The sequence below is a fragment of the Candidatus Pelagibacter sp. Uisw_090 genome (genome assembly GCF_047717845.1).
Classification (GTDB): Bacteria; Pseudomonadota; Alphaproteobacteria; order Pelagibacterales; family Pelagibacteraceae; genus Pelagibacter.
Genome location: NZ_CP159810.1, coordinates 38,973 through 62,625, shown reverse-complemented (window position 1 = coordinate 62,625; position 23,653 = coordinate 38,973). Strand labels below are relative to the sequence as shown.

The following is a 23,653-nucleotide window of genomic DNA, read 5'->3' as shown; positions in this document are numbered from 1 at the left end:
TGGTTATTTTATTATAAATTTTATATTTTTAAAGGAAGAACTTTAAGAAGAATTTTATTTCTTATTGGATCAGCATTAAGCTGATTAAGAGTACTAATTATAAAATATAAAGTATCTTCATCAATATTTTTTATCTCATCTTGACCAATAACTTCAACAATTCGAAGCATAGCAGCTGCTGTATCAGAACTATTAATAAATATCTGAATATCAGTTGGCATTTCTGACTCTACTATTTCATATAGGTTATTAAATTTTTCTGAGACTTTAATTCCGTCTGACTTAAAAGCCTCTACTAATATGATGTCCTTTTTTGAAAAAAAGTATTTTTTATTTTTTTTCAATTTTTTTAATGAATCATTTAAATCTTTGGTTATATTTTTTGACGACACCCCATCTTTAAAATAGTTAATTAATTTTGATTGATGTAAAATTTTATTATTTATTTTAATACTGGTTAATTGAGTTTTATCATCATCGATATATCTATTATAAAATGAAGTAAAATTTGACGGAACTTCTTCTTTTTTTATTTCTTTTAAAAATGCCCTCAACTCTATATCAAATGCATTATCAATATTTTCATTTTTGAATGAATTCTTTAAAGCATTTATTAATAGAAGTTTGTATTCAATTTTAGTTGTAATTAAAATTCCTTGGTAAATTAAGGCTCTTGACTCAATAGTTGATAATACTTTTGTGGATTCTTTGATATTTAATAATTGGTTAATATTAAATTGAAATCTTTTATAAAGTTCAAATAATTCTTTTTCCGCATAATGTTTTTCATGTGTAGCTTTTTCAATGCTCTTAATTTTATCTATGTCTGTAAGATCTATGTCTTTAATACTATCCAATAGATTTGATGTTGATAAATATTTCCAAATTTCTTTAGAGGTGGAATCTTTCGGTGTAAATTTAAATTGGGGATTGGTCCTGTGTGATAAATGAAAATCTAAAATCGTATTTTCTGATATTTCTTCATCAGGTTGGTTGGTATATCCCATTAAAAAATTTATTTTATTTTCATAAAATTTTTCTTCAAAACCTAGTTCTTTTTTTAAATCTAACAGCAATTGAGCCTCTTCTTTTTTATTATTATTAATTAAACAATAAATGTTAAATTTAGATAAATAAGTATCTTGAATTGGATCTTTAATTTTAGAAAAGATTTCACATGCTTTGTTGACTTCTGATTTAGAAAGATAATTATCTACTAATAATTTAGTCAGCTTTGGGTGATCATTAATTATTTGATTTTTTAATAAATAGTTTTCAATTAATTTAATGTTAGAATTTTTAATAAGCCAATTCGATTTTAATTCTAAGAATTCATCTTTAGTAATATTTATTTTAGGATAATGTGCGTTAGTTAAAAGTAAAATATTTAAAATTTCTGAAGCATCCTTTGAAAGGTTCATTTTGTTAATTCTTTTGAATATATTTAAAATTTGATCTCCATTTGAGTAAGACCACATATTAATATCTAGTCCATTTTCTGCGGGGTCATACAAACCTACAATTTTGATTTTGTTTGTTTTTAATGTTTGATCCTCCTCTATATTTAGTTCATTAGCTTTTTGAGATTGCATTTTATAAATACTATTCTGTGTAACGTTTTTCTCTTTATTGTTTTCAATTTCATCAATAATTTTAGTAGTTTTTTTTTCATCTATATTCCATATATCAACAGGTTCTTGAGATTGAGCAGCCAGCCCGAAAAATAGATAAAATATGATAACTGATAAATATTTTTTATTTAACAATTTTAATTTTTTCATTTGGAATAATTTTTTCAATTTCTTTATTTGGAGATGGAAAGTCAATTTTACCCAGCAATACCACTGCACTAATAATAATAAATAAAACTAATATCGTCTTAATTAAAAAACCTTTACTTCTGCCAGTACTTGTATTTTTTGAAAATTGCATATATTCTCTAATAATTTCAAATTAAGACATATTTGTGTTTTTTCAATAAAGAAAGCTTATGAATTCAAATAAAAACCTCGTTTTTTTGGGCATGATGGGGTCTGGAAAATCTTCTATTGGCAAATTAATTTCCAAGAAATTAGATCTTCCATTTATTGATATAGACAGTTTGATTGTAGAGAATGCTGGTATGAGTGTTACAGAAATATTTCAAAGTAAAGGTGAAAATTATTTCAGGAATTTAGAGGAAAAGATAACACTCAAATGTTTAAAAACAATTAAAAATGTTATTTCTCTTGGTGGCGGTGGATTTATTAGTACTAAAATTAGAAAAGAAATTCTTGCTAATCATTTTTCATTTTGGTTGAGTTGGGATGAATCAATTTTAATTAAAAGAATTAAGGATAGTAAAACAAGACCTCTTGTATTTAAATCAACAGATCAGGAAATAAGAACAATGATTAAAGATAGATCAAAAATATACTCAAATGCACAATTTAAAATAAACTGTAATAAACTTACAAAAACTGAAATAGTAAAAAAAATTATAAAAATTTATGAGCTTAATTAAACTACATGTAAAAACTGGAAATCAAAAATATCCAATTTTTATAGGAAATAATATTTTAAACAAACTTAAGTTGATTTTAAAAGAAAATTTGATTAATTTTAATCAATGTCTTGTTATCGCTGATAAAAATGTACCTAAAAAGTTAATAGATAAAGTCTTAAATTCTTTACCTAAAAAAAAAATATCTCTTCATTATTTTAATTCTAGTGAAAAAAATAAAAATCAAAAAAGTATTAATAATATTTTATCTATACTGCTAAGTAAAAACTTTAACAGAAATGATTGCGTAATTTCTATTGGTGGCGGTATCACTGGAGATGTATCTGGTTTTGCAGCCAGTATGTTTAAGAGAGGCTTAAAATTTATTAATATACCTACTACTTTATTGTCCCAAGTAGACTCTTCAATTGGAGGAAAGACAGGAATAAATAGCAAATACGGCAAAAATCTAATTGGTGCATTCTACCAACCTAGTTTAGTTATTTCTGATATTATTTTTTTAAAGTCTCTACCCAAGAGAGAAATTATATGTGGCTATGGAGAAATTTTAAAACATGCTATAATTGCAGATAAAAAGTTTTTTTCTTTTTTAGATGTTAATGGTTCTCAAATTTTAAATCTTAAGAGTCCTTTAATAGAGAGGGCAATTTTCAAAAGCTGCTCTATTAAAAAAAAAGTTGTTGAAAACGATGAAAAAGAAATGGGTATAAGAAAAATTTTAAATTTTGGACATACATTTGCACATGCTTATGAAGCAACACTCGGATATTCAAAAAAACTTAATCATGGGGAAGCAGTTATACTGGGTATTAAAACAGCTGCAAAATTTAGTTTATCAAATAATATTCTAAATATTAAAGAATTTAAATTAATTGAAAATCATTTAAATAAATTAAGTCTTCCAAGAAATATCAATAAATTCTTTTCTATAAGAAACTTAAATAAAATTTTATCTTTTATGAAAAAAGACAAAAAAAATAATACCAATAAAGTAAACTTGGTCTTACTTAAAAAAATTGGCTCTCCAATATATAAACTACAATTTGATGAAAAAAAAATTAATCTTTTTTTAAGAAAAGAGTTAACTAAGTAATATTTGAATTGAGTGAATATGTTCTTTTAATTCCAAGTATAAAATACTATAGATTCTTTTAGTAGAGACTATCTTGCTTGTTTTAGTAAGTTCATCTGAATTTATTATTAGTTTTATATGAAATTTTCCTTCTTGGTGACCTTTATGATTTTTATGTAAAAAACTTTTATCCTCAATTTTAAGATCTTGAATAACAATTTCTGCTTCAAGCTTATTTTTAACAATTGCAATTAATTCATTTATATTCATAAGTATTATTTTATTATTATATAACATGAAAAATATTTGTGACTGGAATAATTGCTTTGAAATTGGTGAATATAAGGCGCCAATTGAAAAAGATAATAGTAAAAGCTACAGACTGCTTTGCTTAGCTCACGTTAAAGAATTTAATAAAAATTGGAATTACTTTAAAGGAATGGATGATGAACAAGTATTTGATTTTTTAAAGTCAGATATGACTTGGCATAAGCCCACTCAAAGCTTTAGTTCTTCAGATAATTTTTTTAAAGTTCTTTGGAACAACACTTTAAAAGATGAGTTTGATAAGACTAAACTTAGAGGTGAATATAATCATATGAATCAATTTAAATTTGATGCGAATGATATTAAAGCTTTTAGTATTCTGGGCGCTTCAGTAGGTTTAAAATGGGAACAAATACAAGATAAATTCAAAACTCTTGTCAAAAAATTTCACCCTGATATTAATTTAGGAAATAAAGAATATGAAGAAAAACTCAAATTAATTACTTTAGCTTATACTCAGCTAAAAAATACTTATAGGGAAAAAATTGACACTTAATTTAAATATACAACCAGACATTAAAATGTCTTTAAAACAAAGTTTTGGAATTGATTCAGATATGGAGGTTGACGCGTTCTCAAAAAAAAGTGAGTACGTGCCTGAAATAGATAAAAATTACAAATTTGACAGAGATACTACACTTGCAATTATATCTGGATTTGCTTTTAATAAGAGAGTTTTAGTTCAAGGATATCATGGAACTGGCAAGTCAACACATATCGAACAAATTGCTGCAAGATTAAACTGGCCCTGCATTAGAGTAAATCTCGACAGCCATGTAAGTAGAATTGACCTTATTGGTAAAGATGCAATTGTTGTTAAAGAGGGGAAACAAATTACAGAATTTAAAGAAGGTATTTTACCTTGGTCCATTCAAAATCCTGTTGCCCTTGTTTTTGATGAATATGATGCTGGAAGACCAGATGTAATGTTTGTTATTCAAAGAGTGTTGGAGGCTGAAGGAAATTTTACTCTTTTAGATAAAAATAAAGTTATAAAACAAAATAAATTTTTTAGATTATTTGCAACCTCTAATACAGTTGGATTAGGCGACACAACAGGACTATATCATGGTACACAACAAATAAATCAAGGACAAATGGATAGATGGAACATTGTTACATCTTTAAATTACCTAAGCCTTGATAGAGAAATGGAAATTGTTTTAGCAAAAAATAAGAATTTGAACAATCCTAAGGGTAAAGAAAAAGTATCCAATATGATTAAAGTAGCCTCTTTAACTAGAAAAGGTTTTATAGCAGGAGATATTTCTACAGTTATGAGCCCTAGAACTGTACTGCATTGGGCGGAAAATGCAGAAATTTTCAAAGATACTGGTTATGCCTTTAGAGTTACATTCTTAAACAAATGTGACGATATCGAAAAGAATACTATAGCTGAATATTATCAGAGATGTTTTGGTGACGAGTTACCAGAGTCGATGGTGAATATTCAGATTTAAATGAGTAATAAAGAAGATAATTTTAAAGAACAATTTAAACAAGCTCTAATCTCTACTGCAAAAGTAATTTCTGAAGATTATAAGCTAGATATCAAAAAAATTGATAAAAGTCTAAATTCAAAGAAAATAGATTTTTTTGATGTCACAAATTTATCAAATAAAAGTGATTTTATCAGATTAAGAGCGGAAACAGATTCAGGCGCGCTTAAAAAGAAATTTTCCAATAAAGAAGTGTTCAATAAAAATTTACCTAATAATCCTTCATGTAAATCTCTATACAATATTGCTGAAAAAATTAGATATGAAGTTTTGGGTGGGAAAATGCTTAGAGGTGTTGAAAAAAATTTAAGTGAAAATTATAATCAAAAAATAGCTTCAGTTCGTAAAGATCAATTAAAAAATAAAGAAGATGTTCCTGTAACAGAGGCTTTTGAGTTTTATATGTTAAAAAAGTTTTTCAACTTAGAACTTAATGCTATCTCATCAAAAATGTTAAGTTTTTGGGAAAAAGATTTTACTTCTTCTATTGATAAACATTTGGATTTTTTAAATAAAAATTTAAAGGATCAAAATAACTACAGTTTAAAATTTTCAGAAATTCTTGAAAATATGGATGTTTCTAATTCAAATAATGATGAAAATAACAAAGATGATGATGAGAAAGATAACGAACAAGAAAATAAGTCAGAAAATAATGATGAAAATCAATCGGACGGAAAAGAAGATGAAAATAAACAGGATGAATCTCAGACAAGTATAGATGCAAGTTTTGATCTTAGCGACCAGCAAATGAATGAACAGCTAGAAGATTCTGAATCTCTTAAGGAGAGCACAGAAAATGTAATACAAAAAACTAATTCAAAAAATACAGATCAAGAATATAAAGTTTTTACAACTGAATTTGATGAAATTGCAAAAGCTGAAATCTTAGAAGATATAAAAGAAACACAGAGATTAAGAAAAAATTTAGATCAACAGCTTATTGGTTTCCAAGATCTAATAACAAAACTTGCAAATAAATTACAAAGGCAACTACTTGCAAAACAAAATAGGGCTTGGGAATTTGATTTAGAAGAAGGTTTATTAGATAGCTCTAAATTAACCAGAATTATTATGGACCCTTATAATTCGCTATCATTTATGAAAGAAAAAGATCTTGATTTTAAAGATACTATAGTAACTTTGTTGATTGATAATTCAGGATCAATGCGTGGTCGTCCTATAACAATTGCGGCTCTTTGTGCGGATATATTATCAAGAACCTTGGAAAGGTGTTCAGTGAAGGTCGAGGTATTAGGTTTTACCACCAAAAACTGGAAAGGTGGGAAAAGTAGAGAGGCTTGGACTAAAACTGACAAGCCGAAAAACCCTGGAAGACTTAATGACTTAAGACACATAATATACAAAGGAGCAGATACTCACTGGAGACAAGCTAAAAATAATATAGGTTTAATGCTTAAGGAAGGATTATTAAAAGAAAATATAGATGGAGAAGCTATATCCTGGGCTTACAACAGAATTAAAAAAAGAAAAGAGGAGAGAAAAATCTTAATGGTCATTTCAGATGGTGCACCAGTAGATGATTCTACTTTGTCAGTTAATTCAGGTGATTTTCTAGAAAAACATTTAAAAAAAATGGTCAAATTTATAGAAACTAAAAGTGATGTCGAAATTTTAGCAATAGGTATTGGTCATGATGTTTCTAGATATTACGATAAGGCTATTAAGATAACAGATGTACATGAGCTTGGGGATGTAATGATTTCTCAACTAAGTGGATTATTTGAGAATAAAAAAAAATTACACTAAAGATTTAAAAGATCTTTATTGTTCCATTTAATATTAACTTCTGCACCTCTTCTTGTTTGTGAATTTCTACATAAAATATTTGCATAATTTTTCTCAAGTAAAGTTTTGCCTATGAAGATACCAAGACCTAAGCCTGATTTTGATTTTATAGATGATTTATATGATTTAATATATGGTTCACCAATATTTCTTAACACATCTTTAGGATATCCTTCGCCATCATCTTCAATAATAACTTCTGTTATATCGTTATCACTTTTTACATTTATAAAAACTTTACTTTTTGAAAATTTATTTGCATTCCCAATAAAATTTCTTAATCCATAAACAATCTCAATAGATTTAATAATATTTAATGAATTAGAATATTGATCAAAGTTTATAATAAAATTTTTTTTACTAGTTTCTTTAAAAGATTTTACAATTTCACTTATATAATCAGCTATAGTAAAATCTTTATCTAAAAAATCATCTTCTACAGTAGGGTTTAATGTTAGTTTTTTTAGTATTTCACCACATCTTTCTATTTGGCTCATTAATAGATCTATATCTTTTTTAACTTCAGGATTATCTTTAAATTGTTTTAATAAATCTGAGGATATAATTTTTATTGTAGAAAATGGAGTGCCTAAAGAGTGTGCTGCAGCAGCTGCTTGACCACCAAGTGACAAGAGCTCATGTTCTTTTGACATAATTTCCTCCATTTTATTTAGAGCCTCTTTCCGAATTCTAGATTCTTTGCCGAAACTTAAAGAAAAATGGTTTAAAAAAATTAAAGCAATAATTAATGAGATGGGCATTGAGTAGTAATAATAATTATCAACATGAAAATGCTCGCTAACTGGGTGAGGTAGCGGTTGATTATAAAAAGTAAGAAAAATAATTATTAAAATAGTTATGCTAACTAATAAAATGTTATTCCTATATCCTAAATATAACGATGACAAAAGACTTGGAATTATCAAAAAAATTGAGAAAGGGTTTGCAATTCCTCCTGTTAAATAAATTAAGCCACTTAACAATAAAATATCAATTAATAAAAAAAAAAATGCTGTTTTGTCTAATAATTGTGTATTTCTATTAATATAAATTAAATAAAGATTACTTAGTATTCCAAGTAAAATTATTGAATTTTCTAAAATTAAATCTGATTTAAAATCTAAAATAAAATAAATCAAGTTTACTGTTATTAGCTGACCAATAATAGCTATCCATCTTAGATTAATGTATGTAGATTTTTTTAATGAAAAATATTTTGAAGTTTCAAAAAACTTCATAGTTAGATATCTAAATTTTGAACATTAATTGCGTTAGAGACAATAAAATCTTTTCTTAAAGCAACGTCATTACCCATCAAGGTGTGAATAAGATGTTGGTCTTTTTTTAAATCTTTTGAATATTGAACTTGTAATAGGTTTCTTGTCTCAGGATCTAGGGTAGTGCTCCATAATTCTTCTGGATTCATTTCTCCTAATCCCTTGAACCTTTGAATACTCATTCTAGATTTTTCTTCTTCATAGGCTTTAGAGAATTCTTTAGTTCCTTTTTTAAATTTTTGTAATTCTTTATTATTTTTTAAAATATAATTTTCTAATTCACTTTCGTCTTTTATATAAATTCCTTTTGTTCCTTTATTAATTTTAAATAATGGTGGTTGAGCAAGATAGACATGTCCATTTTCAATTAATTTATTAAACGGCTTATTGTTAAAAAATGTTAACAATAAAGCTCTAATATGAGATCCATCAACATCGGCATCAGTCATGATAATAATTTTTCCATATCTTAAATCTTTTAAATCTATATCTTCCACTTTTGGGTCAAGACCAAGGGCATTGATTAAAGTGACAACTTCATTAGATGACATCATTTTAGCTAACGATTTTGTTCTGTGTTCACTGCCATCTCTGTTGCTATTTTTTTTAAGAGCAACTTCCTCAACATAAGTATTAAGAATTTTTCCTCTTAGTGGTAAAACTGCTTGATTTGACCTGTTTCTACCCTGTTTTGCTGAACCACCCGCAGAATCTCCTTCAACTATAAATAATTCTGTTCCTTCTTGTTTTCCTATTTGGCAGTCAGCTAGTTTTCCAGGTAAGCCACTTAATTCTAAAGCACCTTTTCTTCTAACATTTTCTCTAGCCTTTCTGGCCACATCTCTTGCAAGCGCTGCCTGCATTACTTTTCCTAGGATAATTTTCGACGTAGTTGGATTTTGATCAAACCATATTGATAATTTTTCACTAACTATGCTTTCTACAATCATTCTAACCTCAGATGAAACTAACTTATCCTTTGTTTGAGAGGAAAATTTTGGATCAGGTATTTTTGCTGAAATAACACAAGTAAGACCTTCCTTAATGTCGTCACCTGATATTGTTAATTTGTTTTTTTTTAATAAATTATGCTCTGTTGCATATTTATTAATTACTCTCGTTAATGCACTCCGAAATCCTAGTAAGTGAGTACCACCATCTTTTTGGTAAATATTATTAGTATACGGATAAATATCCTCACCATAGCTTGCATTCCACTTTAAAGAACATTCAATTTCAATATTATCTTTTTTACCTTCAATATAAATTGGTTTTTTAAATAAATTATTTCCAGTTTTGTTTATAAGTTTTTCTCTTTTTTCATCTAAAAAATCAACAAACTCTAAAACACCACCATCAAATTTGAATACTATTATTTTTTCTTTTTTGTGATTTAAGTCATTAACCGTTATCTTTATTCCTTTATTCAAAAAAGCTAGCTCACGCATTCTTTTAATAATTATATTTGGAGTAAATTTTATTGAAGAAAATATTTCTTTTGATGGCAAAAATGTTATTTGAGTGCCCGTTTCTTTTGATTTTCCTATAACTTTAAGTGGAGCTTTTGAAGCCCCATCTTTAAATTCTATAAAATATCTATTTCCATCTCTATCTATTTCTAATTTTAGTTTTTCTGATAATGCATTTACAACTGAAACTCCTACTCCATGTAATCCACCTGACACCTTATATGAATCATGGTCAAATTTTCCACCAGCATGAAGTTGTGTCATAATAACTTCTGCTGCAGACATTTTTTCGCCCTTATGCATATCAACCGGTATTCCTCTACCATCATCTCTAACGGTAATGGTTCCATCAGAATTTATTTTAACTTCTATATTTTTACAGTGTCCAGCTAAAGCTTCGTCTATTGAGTTATCTACAACTTCATAAACCATGTGATGCAAACCAGTTCCATCATCAGTGTCACCAATATACATTCCTGGTCTTTTTTTTACTGCCTCAAGTCCTTTTAGAACTTTAATTGAGTCTGCTTGGTAGTTATTTTTCATATTTTAAGAATTATTATTATATAATGAGCATTTATTATATTATATGAGTGCAATTTTATATACTTTAATTCATAAAAATATGAGTTCATTTATAAAAATAATATTATATTAAACGTTTTAGTGATTTTAGAAAAAAAAAACTTTTATTTGTCCATATTGAAAAAACAGGAGGAAATAGCCTTAGTCATGTTTTTCAAAAATATACTGTTGAAAAAATTTATAAACATAATGGATATAGTGATGGTTTAGAAACCTTTGAGATTAAAGGAAAGTACACTTTAAACAAACATCAAAATCTATCTGACTATAAAAATTTATTAGGTGTAAAATTTAAAAAATTCAAAATAATTACAGTGATAAGGAACCCTCTCGATAGATTGATATCAGCATATTTCATGCAAGATCGAAGTTTGCATCCAAATTTTTTTATTAGAAAAATAAATCATTTTACTAAAAAAAGATTTAATTTTTTCTTATTTAGTCATAAATTTTATAAAAATAAGATGCCTAAATTTTCATTAAGTAATTTTAAACATTTTATTGAAAATTTTAATAACCAGACCCATTATTTTAAAATTGATCAAAAATTTATAAAACCAAGTTACTTGCTACGGTTTGAAAATTATAAACATGATCTAAAAAAATTTTGTAATTTATATAATATAAAATTTGAACAGATACATGTAAACAAAAGTGTAAAAAAAAAGTTTACTGATAGTGAGTTAAAAGTTTTAGAAAAATTGGTGCTTAATTCACATCACAAAGAAGATTATAATACTTTTGCTTACAGGAAGTTAAAATAAATTAATTTAAAATAATGTATGGCGGAGGGACAGGGATTCGAACCCTGGGTACCTTTAAAAGTACACACACTTTCCAAGCGTGCGCTTTAAACCGCTCAGCCATCCCTCCTAAGTTTTAAATATAATTTTTTTTAATCTAATAATAGTGTTGCTATTATACTTAAATATAAATCTTCTATGCATTAAAATATGCATTTTTTTTGGCTTTTTTAACTTAAATTTTTTTGCCTCAATTATAAAATTTGGAAATCTTTTTTTCTCATAATTACTTGAAATTGATTTTTCTAAAATAACTTTTTTATTATATGCTATTGCGGTGTAAACCCAACTTGATATTCTTGTGTCATAAACTTTATTATTGTTTGGAAGGTAAATATAATCCATATATTTAATCATGTTCGATTTAAGATTTTTCAAAACAAATAAATTATCAATTTGTATTTTAATTCTTTTAGAAAAAGCTATGAAATAAGTTTTTTCAGAAAAATTTTTAATAAATAAATAAAAAGATTTTTGATCAATATAATATCTCGTTGGTACTAAAATTTTGATGTACTTATTATTAACAATAGTTTTTTTGAATTTTTTGTATTCATTAGAATAAATTTTTTTAACAAACCTAGTATCCTTTAATAATGGATGATCTATTATATAAACTCTCGTTTTGAAGTTTTTGACAACAAAAACTTTTTTTTCATGATTATAAACTAATCTTACAGTTCTTTTATCAATAAATTTATTACATATAAATTTTATATATTTTTTTTTATTTAATGTATCATGTTCAATTAGATATATTTTAATTTTTTTTTTTATTAATATTTTGGTAAAAAATAAAAAATATATAGGATCATATGATAAAAAAATGACTTGGTTAATTTTATTATTAATCAACAAATTATAGAGATTAAAAAAGGTATAGATTTTTTTAAGAAAATTTACATTATAATTGAGATATAAGGCTGCATTGTACTTTAAGATTTTTTTAATACTTTTATTTAAAACTAATAAACTTGTATTTTTTTTTAGATTTTTTACATAAAAATTAATTAAATTAACATGTCCAATAGGACAATTAAGATCTACTATTGCTGTTTTTATTTTCTTCATTTTTTTAATTTAAAAGATTATTTAGGTTTATTTAGCTATCTTTATTAATTTTTAAGACACCAATAAAAGCTTCTTGAGGTATTTCAACTTTTCCAAACTGCTTTCCTCTAGCTTTACCTTTTTTCTGCTTATCTAATAATTTTCTTTTTCTATCTCTAGCGCCACCTCCATGAATTTTGGTTAACACATCTTTTTTAAAACCCTTAATGGTTTCTCTCGCTATAATTTTTCCACCAATCGCCGCCTGTACTGGGATCATGAAGTTATGCCGTGGAATTAAATCTCTTAATTTTTCACAAACTTCTCTTCCAACTGTTTGTGCAAAATCTTTATGTACCATCATTGATAATGCGTCTACTGGTTCAGCATTTACAAGTATTCCAAGTTTCACTAAATCTCCTTCTCTGTGGCCAATAATTTCATAATCAAAGCTAGCGTATCCACTTGTCATCGATTTTAGTCTATCGTTAAAGTCAAACACGACTTCATTTAAAGGAATTTCATAGTTTAAAACTGCTCTATTTCCAGAGTAACTTAAATTAGTTTGTACTCCTCTTTTATCTTGGCAAACTTTTATAATTGCTCCCAGATATTGATCTGGAGTAATGACTGTAGCTTTAATCCAAGGTTCCTCAATATAATTAATTAATGTAGGTTCTGGTAAGCTTGAAGGGTTTTGCAACTCTATTACCTCACCTTTGTTCATGTGAACTTTATAAACAACACCAGGTGTTGTAGTTAATAAATTTATATCAAATTCTCTTTCTAATCTTTCTGTAATAATTTCTAGATGAAGTAAACCTAAAAACCCACACCTAAAACCTAGCCCTAAAGCAGAAGAGGATTCTGCTTCATATGAAAAACTAGCATCATTTAATTGAAGTTTGCCCAAACCATCTTTTAACTTCTGATATTCAGAACTATCCACCGGAAACAATCCACAAAATACAACTGGCTTGCTTGGTTTAAATCCTGGGAGTGCCTCTTGAAGGGGTTTACCTGCATCACAAATAGTATCTCCAACTTTTGTTTCTGATAAAATTTTTATTCCTGTTATTATAAAACCAATTTCTCCAGCATTTAATTCATTAATATCTGTTGCTTTTGGTGTAAATACACCTACTTTTTCAATTATATACTCTTGGTTAGTAGACATCATTTTTATCTTCATATTTTTTGAAATTTTTCCATCAATAACTCTAACTAAAATAACGACTCCTAAATAAGTGTCATACCAACTATCAACTAATAAACATTTTAAATTCGAATCTTTTTTTCCTTCTGGAGCTGGCAAAGATACAATAATTTGTTCTAAAATATCTTCTATACCTTCGCCTGTTTTTCCAGAACAAGGTATAGCATTTTCAGTATCAATACCGATGACATCTTCTATTTGTTGCTTTGTTTTTTCTAAATCTGATGCTGGTAAATCAACTTTGTTTAAAACAGGAACTATTTCATGCTTAGTATCTAAAGCTTGATAAACATTAGCCAATGTTTGTGCTTCTACTCCTTGAGTGCTATCAACAATTAAAATAGATCCTTCACAAGCATATAAAGATCTACTAACTTCATAACTAAAATCTACGTGTCCTGGAGTATCAATAATGTTTAGAATATACTCTTTGCCATCTTTTGCTTTATAATTAAGTTTAACAGTTTGAGCTTTAATAGTTATTCCTCTTTCTCTCTCAATATCCATTGAATCTAAAACTTGCGCTTTCATTTCCCTTTCTGTGAGGCCACCACATCTGTGAATTATTCTATCTGCTATCGTTGATTTACCATGGTCTATATGGGCAATAATTGCAAAGTTTCTAATATGATCAATTTTTGTCATGACTATGATCTAATCTTTGCACCAGTTTTTGATTCGACAGCTGAAATAATAAGTTGATTAATTTTATTTAAATCATCTTCTGCTAATGTTTTCTCTAAAGATTGAATAGTTACATTTAATGCAATTGATTTTTTACCTTCAGGAATATTTGTTCCTTCATAAACATCAAATACTTTGACAGATCTTACCAATTCTTTGTCTACATTAGAAATAATCTCAATTAATTCTTGAACTTTAAAATCTTTATCTAAAACAAAAGCAAAGTCTCTTTCTGATTTTTGAAAATCTGAATATTTATATTGAGTTTTTTGATCTTTTAATGATTTTTTCGGTTGTTTTAAATTATCTAAAAATATTTCAAATCCTACTAATGCTTCAATTTTAATGTCTAATTTTTTTAATATACTTGGATGAATATCACCAAAAAAAGCTACTACTTTTTCTTTACCTTTATTTAAAAATATTCTTCCCGATTTTCCTGGGTGATAATAGCTTGGCGTTTTGTCATCAATATAAAGTTTGTCTTTATTATAGCCTGCTTCAACCAAACTTTTGATAACATCACTTTTAATATCAAATACATCAACTAATCTTTCTTTTTCCAGCCAATTCTGTCTAGCCAATTTTCCTGATCTTAATCCACCAACTACAGTCTGTTGCTCTCCTGGTTCAGATCCCGAAAAAGTTGGACCTATTTCAAATACTGATAAATCTTTAAATCCTCTTCCTAAATTCTTATTTAAATGAATAATCAAATTAGAAAAAATTGAACTTCGCAACACATTCAAATCAGAACTTATAGGATTAATTATTTTAATTTCTTTATTATCTTCAATAAATAATTGGTTAACTTTACTGTCAGTGAAAGACCATGTAATAGCCTCAAGATAACCCTTGGAGGCAATAGATCTTTGTAAAAAATGAAATAATTTTTGTTTTAAGTTTAATGTTGGTTTTTTTCTAACTTTTTCAGGTTCAATCATTTTAATTTGATCATAACCTTTAATTCTTACAAGCTCTTCTACCAGATCAACCTCTTGAAAAATATCAGGTCTCCAAGATGGTATAATGACATCAAGTAGCTCTTTATCTTCTTTTACTTCAAATCCTAAATTATTTAAGATTGTGATCATTTCTTTTTTATCAACATTAAATCCAGTGATTTTTTCAAATAAAGAAGGATTGAATCTTAATGATTTTTTTTTAACATCCTCAATTTTTTGAATATCAAATTCACTAACTACACCACCGCATATTTCTTGTATTAAATTAGCAGCTCTTTCAAGTCCCTGCTCAATTGATAATGGGTCAATACCTCTTTCAAATCTAAATTTTGCGTCAGTATCTATATTCAGTTTTTTAGAAGATTTTCTGATCGATCGTGGACTAAAATAAGCAGATTCAATTAATACATTTTTGGTATCTAACACAGTTCCAGTTCTATACCCCCTATTATACCACCAAGACCCAATACACCTGATGCATCTGATATGACACACATCTCATCATCCAGTTTATACTCTTTATTATCTAATGCCTCAAATGTTTCACCTTCTTTAGAATTTCTTACAATTATTCCTTTGTCTATTTTATCAACATCGTATGCATGAAGCGGTCTATTTAAATCAAACATTACATAATTTGTAATATCAACTATTGCAGAAATAGGCTTTTGACCTAGAGAAATTATTTTTTCTTTCAGCCATTCTGGACTTTCTATGTTTTTTACACCTATAATTAAGCAACTACCGAATGATGCGCATGCCTTATTTTTTCCATTTTTAATTTTTATACTAACTGTATGTTTATTTTTTTTATCTAGTTTTTTTTCTTTTCGATTTTTTAATGTTCCTACGCCAGCTGCCGCTAGATCTCTTGCTATCCCTCTTACACCCAAACAATCTGCTCTATTTGGTGTAATAGAAATATCAATTACATTTAAATTTTTTTTTGGAAAATACTTTTCACCTATTTTTTTATCATATTTTTTTGAGGAAAGTTCTATAATACCATCACTTTCATTTGATAAGTTGAGTTCAGATTCTGAACAAAGCATTCCATATGAAGTGACACCTCTTATCTTACTTACCACTAGTTTCATTTGGTTCTTTGGTACTATGGCTCCAGGAGGAGCATAAATTGTCAACAAACCTTCTTTTGCATTTGGTGCACCACAAACAACTTTAACAGAATCACCTGTTCCAATATCTACATCACAAACTCTAAGTCTATCTGCATCAGGGTGTTTTTCTGCTTTTAAAATTTTAGCAATTATAAAACTGTCTAACTCTCCTAACTGACTATCAACACCTTCTACTTCCAGTCCAACTTCTGTAAGTTTATCAATAATTTGATTTTCATTAAGCTTAGTATCCAAGTGTTCTTTTAGCCAATTTATTGTAATCTTCATCTACTTAAGCCCCTGTAGTTTGTGGGTACATCTATTGGATCGAAACCAAAGTGATTTAACCATCTATAATCACAATCAAAAAATGCTCTTAAATCATTTATGCCATATTTAAGCATTGCCAATCTATCTATTCCTATACCAAATGCGTATCCTTGGAATTTATCTGGATTGACCTTTACATTTTTTAAAACATTTGGATGAACCATTCCACAACCTAAAACTTCAAGCCACTTGTCTCCTTCACCAATTATTATTTTTCCGTCTTTAATTTCATAACCAATATCAACTTCGGCTGATGGTTCGGTAAATGGAAAATGACTTGGTCTAAATCTCATTTTAATCTTATCAACCTCAAAAAATTCTTTAATAAAATAATTTAAACAGCCTTTTAAATGACCCATATTTATATCTTTATCAATGTGTAGTCCTTCAACTTGATGGAACATAGGGGTATGAGTTTGATCGCTATCTGATCGATATGTTCTACCTGGTGCGATTATTTTAAAAGGTGGCTTATCATTAAGCATAGTTCTAATTTGAACTGGAGAAGTGTGTGTTCTTAACAATAACTCTTTTTTTTCATCAAGGTAAAATGTGTCGTGCATATCTCTTGCTGGATGATTGTCAGGTGTATTTAATGCTGTAAAATTATTATATTCATTTTCAATATCAGGACCTTCTTTAACACTAAACCCGACTTCTGAAAAAATTGAAGAAATCTCATCTATAACTTGAGACACAGGATGAATCTTTCCTTGAACAAAAGGCCTCTCTGGTAAAGTTATATCTATTTTTTCTTTTTCTAATTTTTGATTAATTTCTTTAATTTCAATATTATCAATCTTCATAGTGATTAAATTTTGAAGCTCATCTTTTACTGAATTTAAGTCTGATGCAAATTTCTTTCTCTCTTCTTCTGCCACTTTTCCAAGCTGTTTAAATTGAGAACTAATCAATCCATTTTTACCAAATAGATCTGTTTTAATTTGATTAACTTGATTTAAGTCTAAATTATCTTTTAACTTTAAAAGAAATTCATCTTTTATTTTTTTAATATCAGACATACTAAGAGATTATTTCTTCACCGAAGAAAAACAATAGTGAAGATTAATTTAGTGCCGATTGAGCTTTTTGAACGATCGTTTTAAAGGCTTCTGGGCTATCGTAAGCTATTTCAGCTAGTATTTTTCTATCTAACTTAATTCCACACTTAGTTAAACCATTAATAAATTTAGAATAAGTTAATCCTTCAGATCTAACACCTGCGTTAATTCTTTGTATCCATAAAGATTTGAATTCTCTTTTTTTAGTTCTGCGGTCTCTGTAAGCATATTGCATAGCTTTTTCCATCGCTTGCTTTGCAACTCTTATAGTATTTTTTCTTCTGCCCCACTGACCTTTGACAGCTTTTAAAACTTTTTTATGTTTAGCGTGACTTGTTACGCCTCTTTTTACTCTAGCCATTTTATCCTCTTAAACTGTAGGGCATGTATGATTTAACTATTTTGCCATCTTGTTTTGACATAGCAGTCGTGCCTCTTAATTTTCTAATTTGTGAATTTGTTCTTTTTATCATGCCATGTCTCTTTCCAGCTTGAGCCATCATAACTTTCCCTGTGGCTGAGATCTTAAATCTTTTTTTTGCTGAACTTTTAGTTTTTAATTTTGGCATAATTCTGCGGACTTATACAAATATTGGAATGGATTTACAACCTCTATTAAGGCTTATAAAGGCTGAATAACCATGATCATTTGCTTCCCATCGAACTTTGGGTGTAGTTCTACTTTGCCAATATCTTGCATATCAGCTTTTATTTTATCCATTAATTCTCTACCTAAGTGAGAATGTTGTAATTCCCTACCTTTAAACCTTATAGTAAATTTTACCTTATCACCTTTTCCAATAAATTTTTTGGCATTTTTAACTTTAAAATCATAATCGTGAGTTTCTGTAACTGGTCTCATTTTTATTTCTTTTAATAAGACTATTTTTTGTTTCTTTTTTGCAACATTTGCTTTTTTTTGAGCATCATACTTAAATTTACCCATATCAATAATTTTACATACAGGTGGTTTTGCATTTGGAGCTATCTCAATTAAATCTAAACCTTGCTCCTTGGCCATTGATATGGCTTCGTTAGTATTTAATATTCCTATATTATCACCGTCACTTCCAATAACTTGAACTTCTGGTGCGGTGATCCTATTATTAGACTTAGGCCCCCTGTCTTTAGTTCTTCTTTGAAAGTAATTTTGTTTAAAATCTGCCACTTAGTTTGAGGGTGCTTTGTTTAAAGCTGAGAATTTTTTTAAGAATAAATTTAATTCCATATTTTCTTGTTTATTAGTATCTAATCTTCTAATCGTTACTGAGTTACTGTCAACTTCTTTTTTACCACAAATCAACAATAGTGGTATTTTAGATAAAGAATGTTCTCTAATTTTGTAATTCAAATTATGATTTTTTAAATCTACTTCACAACTCAAGCCAGTATCATTAATTTTTTTATTAACTTCTTTTGCATATGCATCAAACTCTTCTGAGATAGGTATTACAACTGCTTGTAAGGGGGCAATCCACAATGGAAATTTTCCTGCATAATTTTCTATAAGTATTCCTATAAATCTTTCTAGTGAACCAAACAATGCTCTATGAAGCATTACTGGAACTTTTTTAGTTCCATCGCTATCAACAAAGGATGCATCTAATCTTCCTGGTAAATTTAAATCTACCTGTAAAGTTCCACACTGCCAATCTCTACCAATAGCATCTCTTAAAACAAATTCAATTTTTGGTCCATAAAAGGCTCCCTCACCTTTATTAATTGTGTACTCGAGTTTTGAGGCTTTAACAGCATCCAATAAAGCTTTTTCTGCTTTATCCCAAATAGCATCATCACCTACTCTTAAATCTGGTCTATCTGAATATTTCAATATTACATTTTCAAAACCAAGATCTTTATAAATATCTAAGATTAAATTTGTAACAATTAAACACTCTTCTGTAATTTGATCCTCTGTACAAAAAATATGAGCATCATCTTGTGTAAAAGCCCTAACTCTTAGCAATCCATGAAGTGCTCCTGAAGGTTCATATCTATGCACTTTTCCAAATTCTGAAATTCTTAGTGGAAGATCTCTATAGCTTTTTAAACCTTGGTTAAATACTTGAACATGCCCTGGGCAATTCATTGGTTTAATTGCAAATATTTTTTCATCAGGTGTTTGAGAGGTATACATGTGCTCACCATATTTTTCCCAATGACCCGACTTTTCCCATAATGCTCTATCTAAAATTTCAGGAGTATTTACCTCTTTGTAGCCTGCTTTGTTTTGCCTATCTCTCATATAGGCAACTAGCTTTTGAAATAATCTCCAGCCCTTTTCATGCCAAAAAACTGATCCTGGACTTTCTTCTCTAAAATGAAATAAATCCATTTCCTTTCCAAGTTTTCTATGATCTCTTTTTTCAGCTTCTTCTATTCTTTTTAAATATTCATCTAAATCTTTTTGTGAAGCCCAACTTGTTCCGTAGATTCTCTGCAACATTTCATTATTAGAGTCACCTCTCCAATAAGCTCCCGATACCTTTGTTAATTTAAAATATTTACCAATTTTTCCTGTTGAAGATAGGTGTGGTCCTCTACATAAATCATGCCAGTCTCCATGAAAATATATGGAAACATCTTCTTTTTGGGGAATACTTTCAATAATTTCAGCTTTATATATTTCTCCCTTCTCTTTAAAATGTGATATTGCTTTATCTCTGCTCCAAACTTCTCTTGTAGTTGGGATGTCTCTATCAACGATTTCTTTCATTTTAGTTTCAATTTTACTTAAGTCTTCTTCAGTAAAGGGTTCTTTTCTTGAAAAATCATAATAAAATCCATTTTCTATAACTGGACCAATAGTTACTTGGGTCCCTGGAAAAAGTTCTTGTACCGCCATTGCTGTTATGTGTGCTGTGTCATGACGAATAGTCTCTAGGCCTTCTTTATCTTTAGAAGTAAAAATTTTAATAGAACAATCTTTGTCTATGACATAACTTAAGTCTTTGAGCTCATCATCAACACTGATAACTGTAGCTTGCTTTGACAAAGATTTACTAATCTTTTCTGCAACCTCCAACCCTGTTACTTCATTTGGAAATTTAATACTGTTTCCGTCTGGTAATGTAATTAATGGCATTTAATTTAATAATTTTTTGTACTCTGAATATGTAGAAAAACACATTTTTTCAACATTAAACTTTTTAATTATATTTTTTCTACCTTCAATGCCTATTAATTTCAATCTAGATTCATCTAAATTTAAAACTTCTATTATTTTTTTACTTAAAGACTCAGGATTATTCGACTCAAATAAAAAACCAGACACATTATTTGTTATTGTTTCATTAGATCCTCCAATATCACTTGCAATTATTGGTTTTTCCATTGATTGAGCCTCGATTGAAACTCTCCCAAATGCTTCTGGTTCTATTGAAGCCGAAACAACTAAACTGGAAATCTTATAAGCTAAAGGCATATTTTTACAATGTTCTACAAATTTTAACTGAGGTATCAGTCTATATTGCTCAGCTAATCTTTTTATTTTTTTTGTATAAATATCCCTACCTTGATCACCACCCAAAATAACAGCATAAAAAGACTGATGTCCTAATTCTTTATTAACAAGATTTAATGCTTCAATAAATAGCTCCTGGCCTTTCCATGCAGTTAATCGACCAGGCATTAAAATTAACTTTTTATCTCTAGTCACACCCCAACTTGAAAGTAAATTGTTTTCTTCGGCCTCTAATGTTGTTGATGGGTCAAAATAATCAACATTAATACCTCTAAAAATTACTAAAAACTTTTTTTTTAAATCTAAATATTTTGAATAATTTTTTTTAATATGTGAAAAAATAAAATTTGACCCTGCAATTACTAAATTAGATCTGACCATTACAGAGTTGTAGAGTTTTTTAATTGAAGTTTTAAAATTATAAGTGCCATGGAAAGTTGTAACAAATTTTCTTCTTGTAATTTTTGTTGCAATCAAACATGACCAGGCTGGAGCTCGGCTTCTTGCATGAACGATAGAAATATTATGAAATAAGATAATAAAAATTAGCGCTATAGAATTAAAAAGTATTAAAATTGGATTCTTGCTATGAACTGGAAGTTTAATTAATTTAACTTTTTTTTGATCAATAAATTTTAATAACTCCCCTCCACTGGTAACAATATAAGAAGAGCAATTATTTTCAGGCAGATAGTGTGCAAGATCATAACAACCTGTTTCTGCACCACCATATCCGAGCTTTGGAATTACTTGCAAAACTTTTAATTTTGAGGTCATTTGATACAACTATATATTAAGAATTAACTCTAATAAACTTATATGAATAAATTTAAATACCTTAAAATATCAAAAAATAAGCAAATAAGATATTTAGATATCAATTATCAAGAGAAAATCTACATCGTATTTTTACATGGTTTTATGTCAAATATCGAAGGCAAAAAACCTAAGGCTATTTTTAAGTATGCAAAAGAAAATAAACTTGGCTTTCTTGCTCTTGAATATTCTGGTCACGGAAAATCTACGGGTAAATTTACAAAAGGAAATATTAGTAAATGGTCTAAAGAAGTAGAAATAACAATTAAAAAAATAGTTAAAAAAAATAAATTTATACTGGTGGGTTCGAGTATGGGGGCATGGCTATCCCTTAATCAATTTAAGTATTTTAAAGACCAAATTAAAGGGTTTTTAGGCATTGGTTCAGCTCCAGAATTTTTGCAAAATTTAATGTGGAAAAAATTTACACAAAAAATGAAAAATGAAACCATTAAAAAAGGAATTTATAATTTAAAACACGGCAATTACGAATATCCAATTACCTATCAGTTAATAAAGGATGGAAGAAAAAATAAAATATTACATAAAAAAATTTTATCAAATATCAATATTACCATGATTCATGGGAGCAAAGATGAAGCCGTACCAACGAATTACTCTAAAAAGGTATTAAAAGTATTCAGTAAAGCAAACAAGAAATTAGTAATAATAAAAAATGGTGATCATAGCTTATCAAATAAACAAGGCTTAAAAAGAATAGTCCTAGAGCTAAATAAAATTGTTTCTAATATAGTTTAATCCTTCGATATAGCTTGGAAATTTTAAATTGTAGTTAAAATAATTTTTTACTTTTTTATTGCTAACTTTTTTAGACTCATTATAAAAATTTCTTAACATGTCATTTTTAATTTCATCAACTTCAATTTTTTTAATATCTTTAATATTTAATATTTTTGCCCCAAATAAAGTTACCTCTTCAGATGAAGAAGGTTTATCATCAGATAGATTATATACCTCTCCTGACTTAAATTTTGATAATGATTTAAATAATATGTTTGCAATGTCATCTACATGAATTCTTGAAAAGTAATGACCTTTTTTGTTTATCAATTTTACATCACCTAATTTTAAGCGAACTAAAATATTTTTTTCATCAGAATAAATCCCAGACAACCTAAATATCTGAACTGGTAATTTATTATTTTTTTCTAATGAAACCCAAGAGGTTTCTGCTTTTAACCTTGCAATGCCATTATTTGAAATTGGACTCATCTTGCTATTTTCATTAACCCACTCACCCTTATGATCACCATACACACTGGTAGCAGATAAATAAGTTATCCACTTTACTTTTGAACCTTCTATAAATTTAGAAAAATTTTTTAGAACTATGTCTTCTTGATTTTCTGGTGGTATCGAAACTAAAATATGATCTGCGTCTTTTAATCTTACTACTAGATTTTGATCAAATTTCTCACTGTTAAATAAATAGCTATTATAATTAATGCCCTTGAAAGTTTCTTTTGAAGACTCACTTCTAGATGTTGTTGATAGATTAATATTATATTTTTCAATACTAAGTTTCTTTATAAAATTTTTTGCTACTTGGCCAAAACCAAAACAAAAAATATTTATTTTCTTCATT

21 protein-coding genes, 1 tRNA gene and 1 pseudogene are annotated in these 23,653 nt (G+C 27.8%); 7 read left to right on the top strand and 16 right to left on the bottom strand.

Annotation, left to right across the window (positions count from 1 at the left end; all coding sequences use genetic code 11):
- Nucleotides 1–20 precede the first annotated feature (20 nt).
- Both ABXT58_RS00275 and ABXT58_RS00270 read right to left on the bottom strand, forming a co-directional pair.
- Nucleotides 21–1,781 carry a hypothetical protein gene (locus tag ABXT58_RS00275; protein WP_415304085.1) on the bottom strand — a complete coding sequence of 587 codons (1,761 nt, stop codon included), beginning with the start codon at nt 1,779–1,781 and terminating at the stop codon, nt 21–23.
- Nucleotides 1,756–1,932 (bottom strand): hypothetical protein, encoded by a 177-nt coding sequence (locus ABXT58_RS00270; protein ID WP_415304084.1) that lies wholly within the window; start codon nt 1,930–1,932, stop codon nt 1,756–1,758. Before ABXT58_RS00270 ends, ABXT58_RS00275 begins: the two co-directional genes overlap by 26 nt.
- 58 nt (nt 1,933–1,990) lie before the next feature.
- On the opposite strand from ABXT58_RS00270, the gene ABXT58_RS00265 reads away from it, so the two are divergent.
- Nucleotides 1,991–2,503: a shikimate kinase gene (locus ABXT58_RS00265; protein WP_415304083.1), complete on the top strand. Its 513-nt coding sequence runs from the start codon at nt 1,991–1,993 to the stop codon at nt 2,501–2,503.
- On the top strand, nt 2,490–3,596 hold the full coding sequence (gene aroB, locus ABXT58_RS00260; RefSeq protein WP_415304082.1) for a 3-dehydroquinate synthase: 1,107 nt from the start codon (nt 2,490–2,492) through the stop codon (nt 3,594–3,596). Before ABXT58_RS00265 ends, aroB begins: the two co-directional genes overlap by 14 nt.
- Here the strand turns inward: aroB and ABXT58_RS00255 are convergent.
- Nucleotides 3,585–3,845, bottom strand: coding sequence for a BolA/IbaG family iron-sulfur metabolism protein (locus ABXT58_RS00255; protein WP_415304081.1), 261 nt, complete (start codon nt 3,843–3,845; stop codon nt 3,585–3,587). The genes aroB and ABXT58_RS00255 overlap by 12 nt on opposite strands.
- 25 nt (nt 3,846–3,870) lie before the next feature.
- On the opposite strand from ABXT58_RS00255, the gene ABXT58_RS00250 reads away from it, so the two are divergent.
- Genes ABXT58_RS00250 through ABXT58_RS00240 form a run of 3 tightly spaced genes read left to right on the top strand, consistent with a single transcriptional unit; the run spans nt 3,871 to nt 7,171 of the window.
- Nucleotides 3,871–4,398 carry a J domain-containing protein gene (locus ABXT58_RS00250; RefSeq protein WP_415304080.1) on the top strand — a complete coding sequence of 176 codons (528 nt, stop codon included), beginning with the start codon at nt 3,871–3,873 and terminating at the stop codon, nt 4,396–4,398.
- Complete coding sequence (gene cobS, locus ABXT58_RS00245) at nt 4,388–5,362, top strand: cobaltochelatase subunit CobS (RefSeq protein WP_415304079.1); 975 nt, start codon at nt 4,388–4,390, stop codon at nt 5,360–5,362. The genes ABXT58_RS00250 and cobS overlap by 11 nt, the downstream gene beginning before the upstream one ends.
- Nucleotides 5,363–7,171, top strand: a complete 1,809-nt coding sequence (locus ABXT58_RS00240) for a cobaltochelatase CobT-related protein (protein ID WP_415304078.1) — start codon at nt 5,363–5,365, stop codon at nt 7,169–7,171.
- Here ABXT58_RS00240 and ABXT58_RS00235 read toward each other — a convergent pair.
- A complete protein-coding gene (locus ABXT58_RS00235; protein ID WP_415304077.1) occupies nt 7,168–8,448 on the bottom strand; it encodes an ActS/PrrB/RegB family redox-sensitive histidine kinase in 1,281 nt (426 codons plus the stop codon). The genes ABXT58_RS00240 and ABXT58_RS00235 overlap by 4 nt on opposite strands.
- A 2-nt stretch (nt 8,449–8,450) precedes the next feature.
- Entirely contained in the window at nt 8,451–10,502 is a 2,052-nt protein-coding gene (locus tag ABXT58_RS00230; RefSeq protein WP_415304076.1) for a DNA gyrase subunit B, read from the bottom strand.
- Between the two features lie 107 nt (nt 10,503–10,609).
- Here ABXT58_RS00230 and ABXT58_RS00225 point away from each other — a divergent pair, with 107 nt between their 5' ends.
- Entirely contained in the window at nt 10,610–11,305 is a 696-nt protein-coding gene (locus ABXT58_RS00225) for a sulfotransferase family 2 domain-containing protein (protein WP_415304940.1), read from the top strand.
- A 19-nt stretch (nt 11,306–11,324) separates the two neighbouring features.
- On the opposite strand, the gene ABXT58_RS00220 is transcribed toward ABXT58_RS00225, so the two are convergent.
- From ABXT58_RS00220 to ABXT58_RS00175, 10 genes and pseudogenes are all read right to left on the bottom strand, one after another.
- Nucleotides 11,325–11,414, bottom strand: a tRNA-Ser gene (locus ABXT58_RS00220).
- Nucleotides 11,414–12,415 carry a hypothetical protein gene (locus tag ABXT58_RS00215; RefSeq protein ID WP_415304075.1) on the bottom strand — a complete coding sequence of 334 codons (1,002 nt, stop codon included), beginning with the start codon at nt 12,413–12,415 and terminating at the stop codon, nt 11,414–11,416. The genes ABXT58_RS00220 and ABXT58_RS00215 overlap by 1 nt, the downstream gene beginning before the upstream one ends.
- Nucleotides 12,416–12,446: 31 nt before the next feature.
- A complete protein-coding gene (lepA, locus tag ABXT58_RS00210; RefSeq protein WP_415304074.1) occupies nt 12,447–14,255 on the bottom strand; it encodes a translation elongation factor 4 in 1,809 nt (602 codons plus the stop codon).
- 2 nt (nt 14,256–14,257) lie between these two features.
- Nucleotides 14,258–16,665: pseudogene (gene pheT, locus ABXT58_RS00205) on the bottom strand (phenylalanine--tRNA ligase subunit beta).
- The gene (gene pheS / locus ABXT58_RS00200) at nt 16,662–17,729 is read right to left on the bottom strand and encodes a phenylalanine--tRNA ligase subunit alpha (RefSeq protein WP_415304073.1); all 1,068 of its coding nucleotides are present in this window, start codon (nt 17,727–17,729) and stop codon (nt 16,662–16,664) included. The pseudogene pheT and the gene pheS overlap by 4 nt, the downstream one beginning before the upstream one ends.
- Before the next feature lie 43 nt (nt 17,730–17,772).
- Nucleotides 17,773–18,129 (bottom strand): 50S ribosomal protein L20, encoded by a 357-nt coding sequence (gene rplT / locus ABXT58_RS00195; protein WP_168606836.1) that lies wholly within the window; start codon nt 18,127–18,129, stop codon nt 17,773–17,775.
- A gap of 1 nt (nt 18,130) precedes the next feature.
- Nucleotides 18,131–18,337: a 50S ribosomal protein L35 gene (gene rpmI / locus ABXT58_RS00190; protein ID WP_006997462.1), complete on the bottom strand. Its 207-nt coding sequence runs from the start codon at nt 18,335–18,337 to the stop codon at nt 18,131–18,133.
- Nucleotides 18,338–18,390: 53 nt separating this feature from the next.
- The gene (gene infC / locus ABXT58_RS00185) at nt 18,391–18,936 is read right to left on the bottom strand and encodes a translation initiation factor IF-3 (RefSeq protein ID WP_415304072.1); all 546 of its coding nucleotides are present in this window, start codon (nt 18,934–18,936) and stop codon (nt 18,391–18,393) included.
- A complete protein-coding gene (thrS, locus tag ABXT58_RS00180; protein ID WP_415304071.1) occupies nt 18,937–20,853 on the bottom strand; it encodes a threonine--tRNA ligase in 1,917 nt (638 codons plus the stop codon).
- Nucleotides 20,854–22,008 carry a glycosyltransferase family 4 protein gene (locus ABXT58_RS00175; protein WP_415304070.1) on the bottom strand — a complete coding sequence of 385 codons (1,155 nt, stop codon included), beginning with the start codon at nt 22,006–22,008 and terminating at the stop codon, nt 20,854–20,856.
- Nucleotides 22,009–22,050: 42 nt separating this feature from the next.
- Here ABXT58_RS00175 and ABXT58_RS00170 point away from each other — a divergent pair, with 42 nt between their 5' ends.
- A complete protein-coding gene (locus ABXT58_RS00170; protein WP_415304069.1) occupies nt 22,051–22,806 on the top strand; it encodes an alpha/beta hydrolase in 756 nt (251 codons plus the stop codon).
- On the opposite strand, the gene ABXT58_RS00165 is transcribed toward ABXT58_RS00170, so the two are convergent.
- Nucleotides 22,777–23,652: an NAD-dependent epimerase/dehydratase family protein gene (locus tag ABXT58_RS00165; protein WP_415304068.1), complete on the bottom strand. Its 876-nt coding sequence runs from the start codon at nt 23,650–23,652 to the stop codon at nt 22,777–22,779. The genes ABXT58_RS00170 and ABXT58_RS00165 overlap by 30 nt on opposite strands.
- Nucleotide 23,653: the final 1 nt, after the last annotated feature.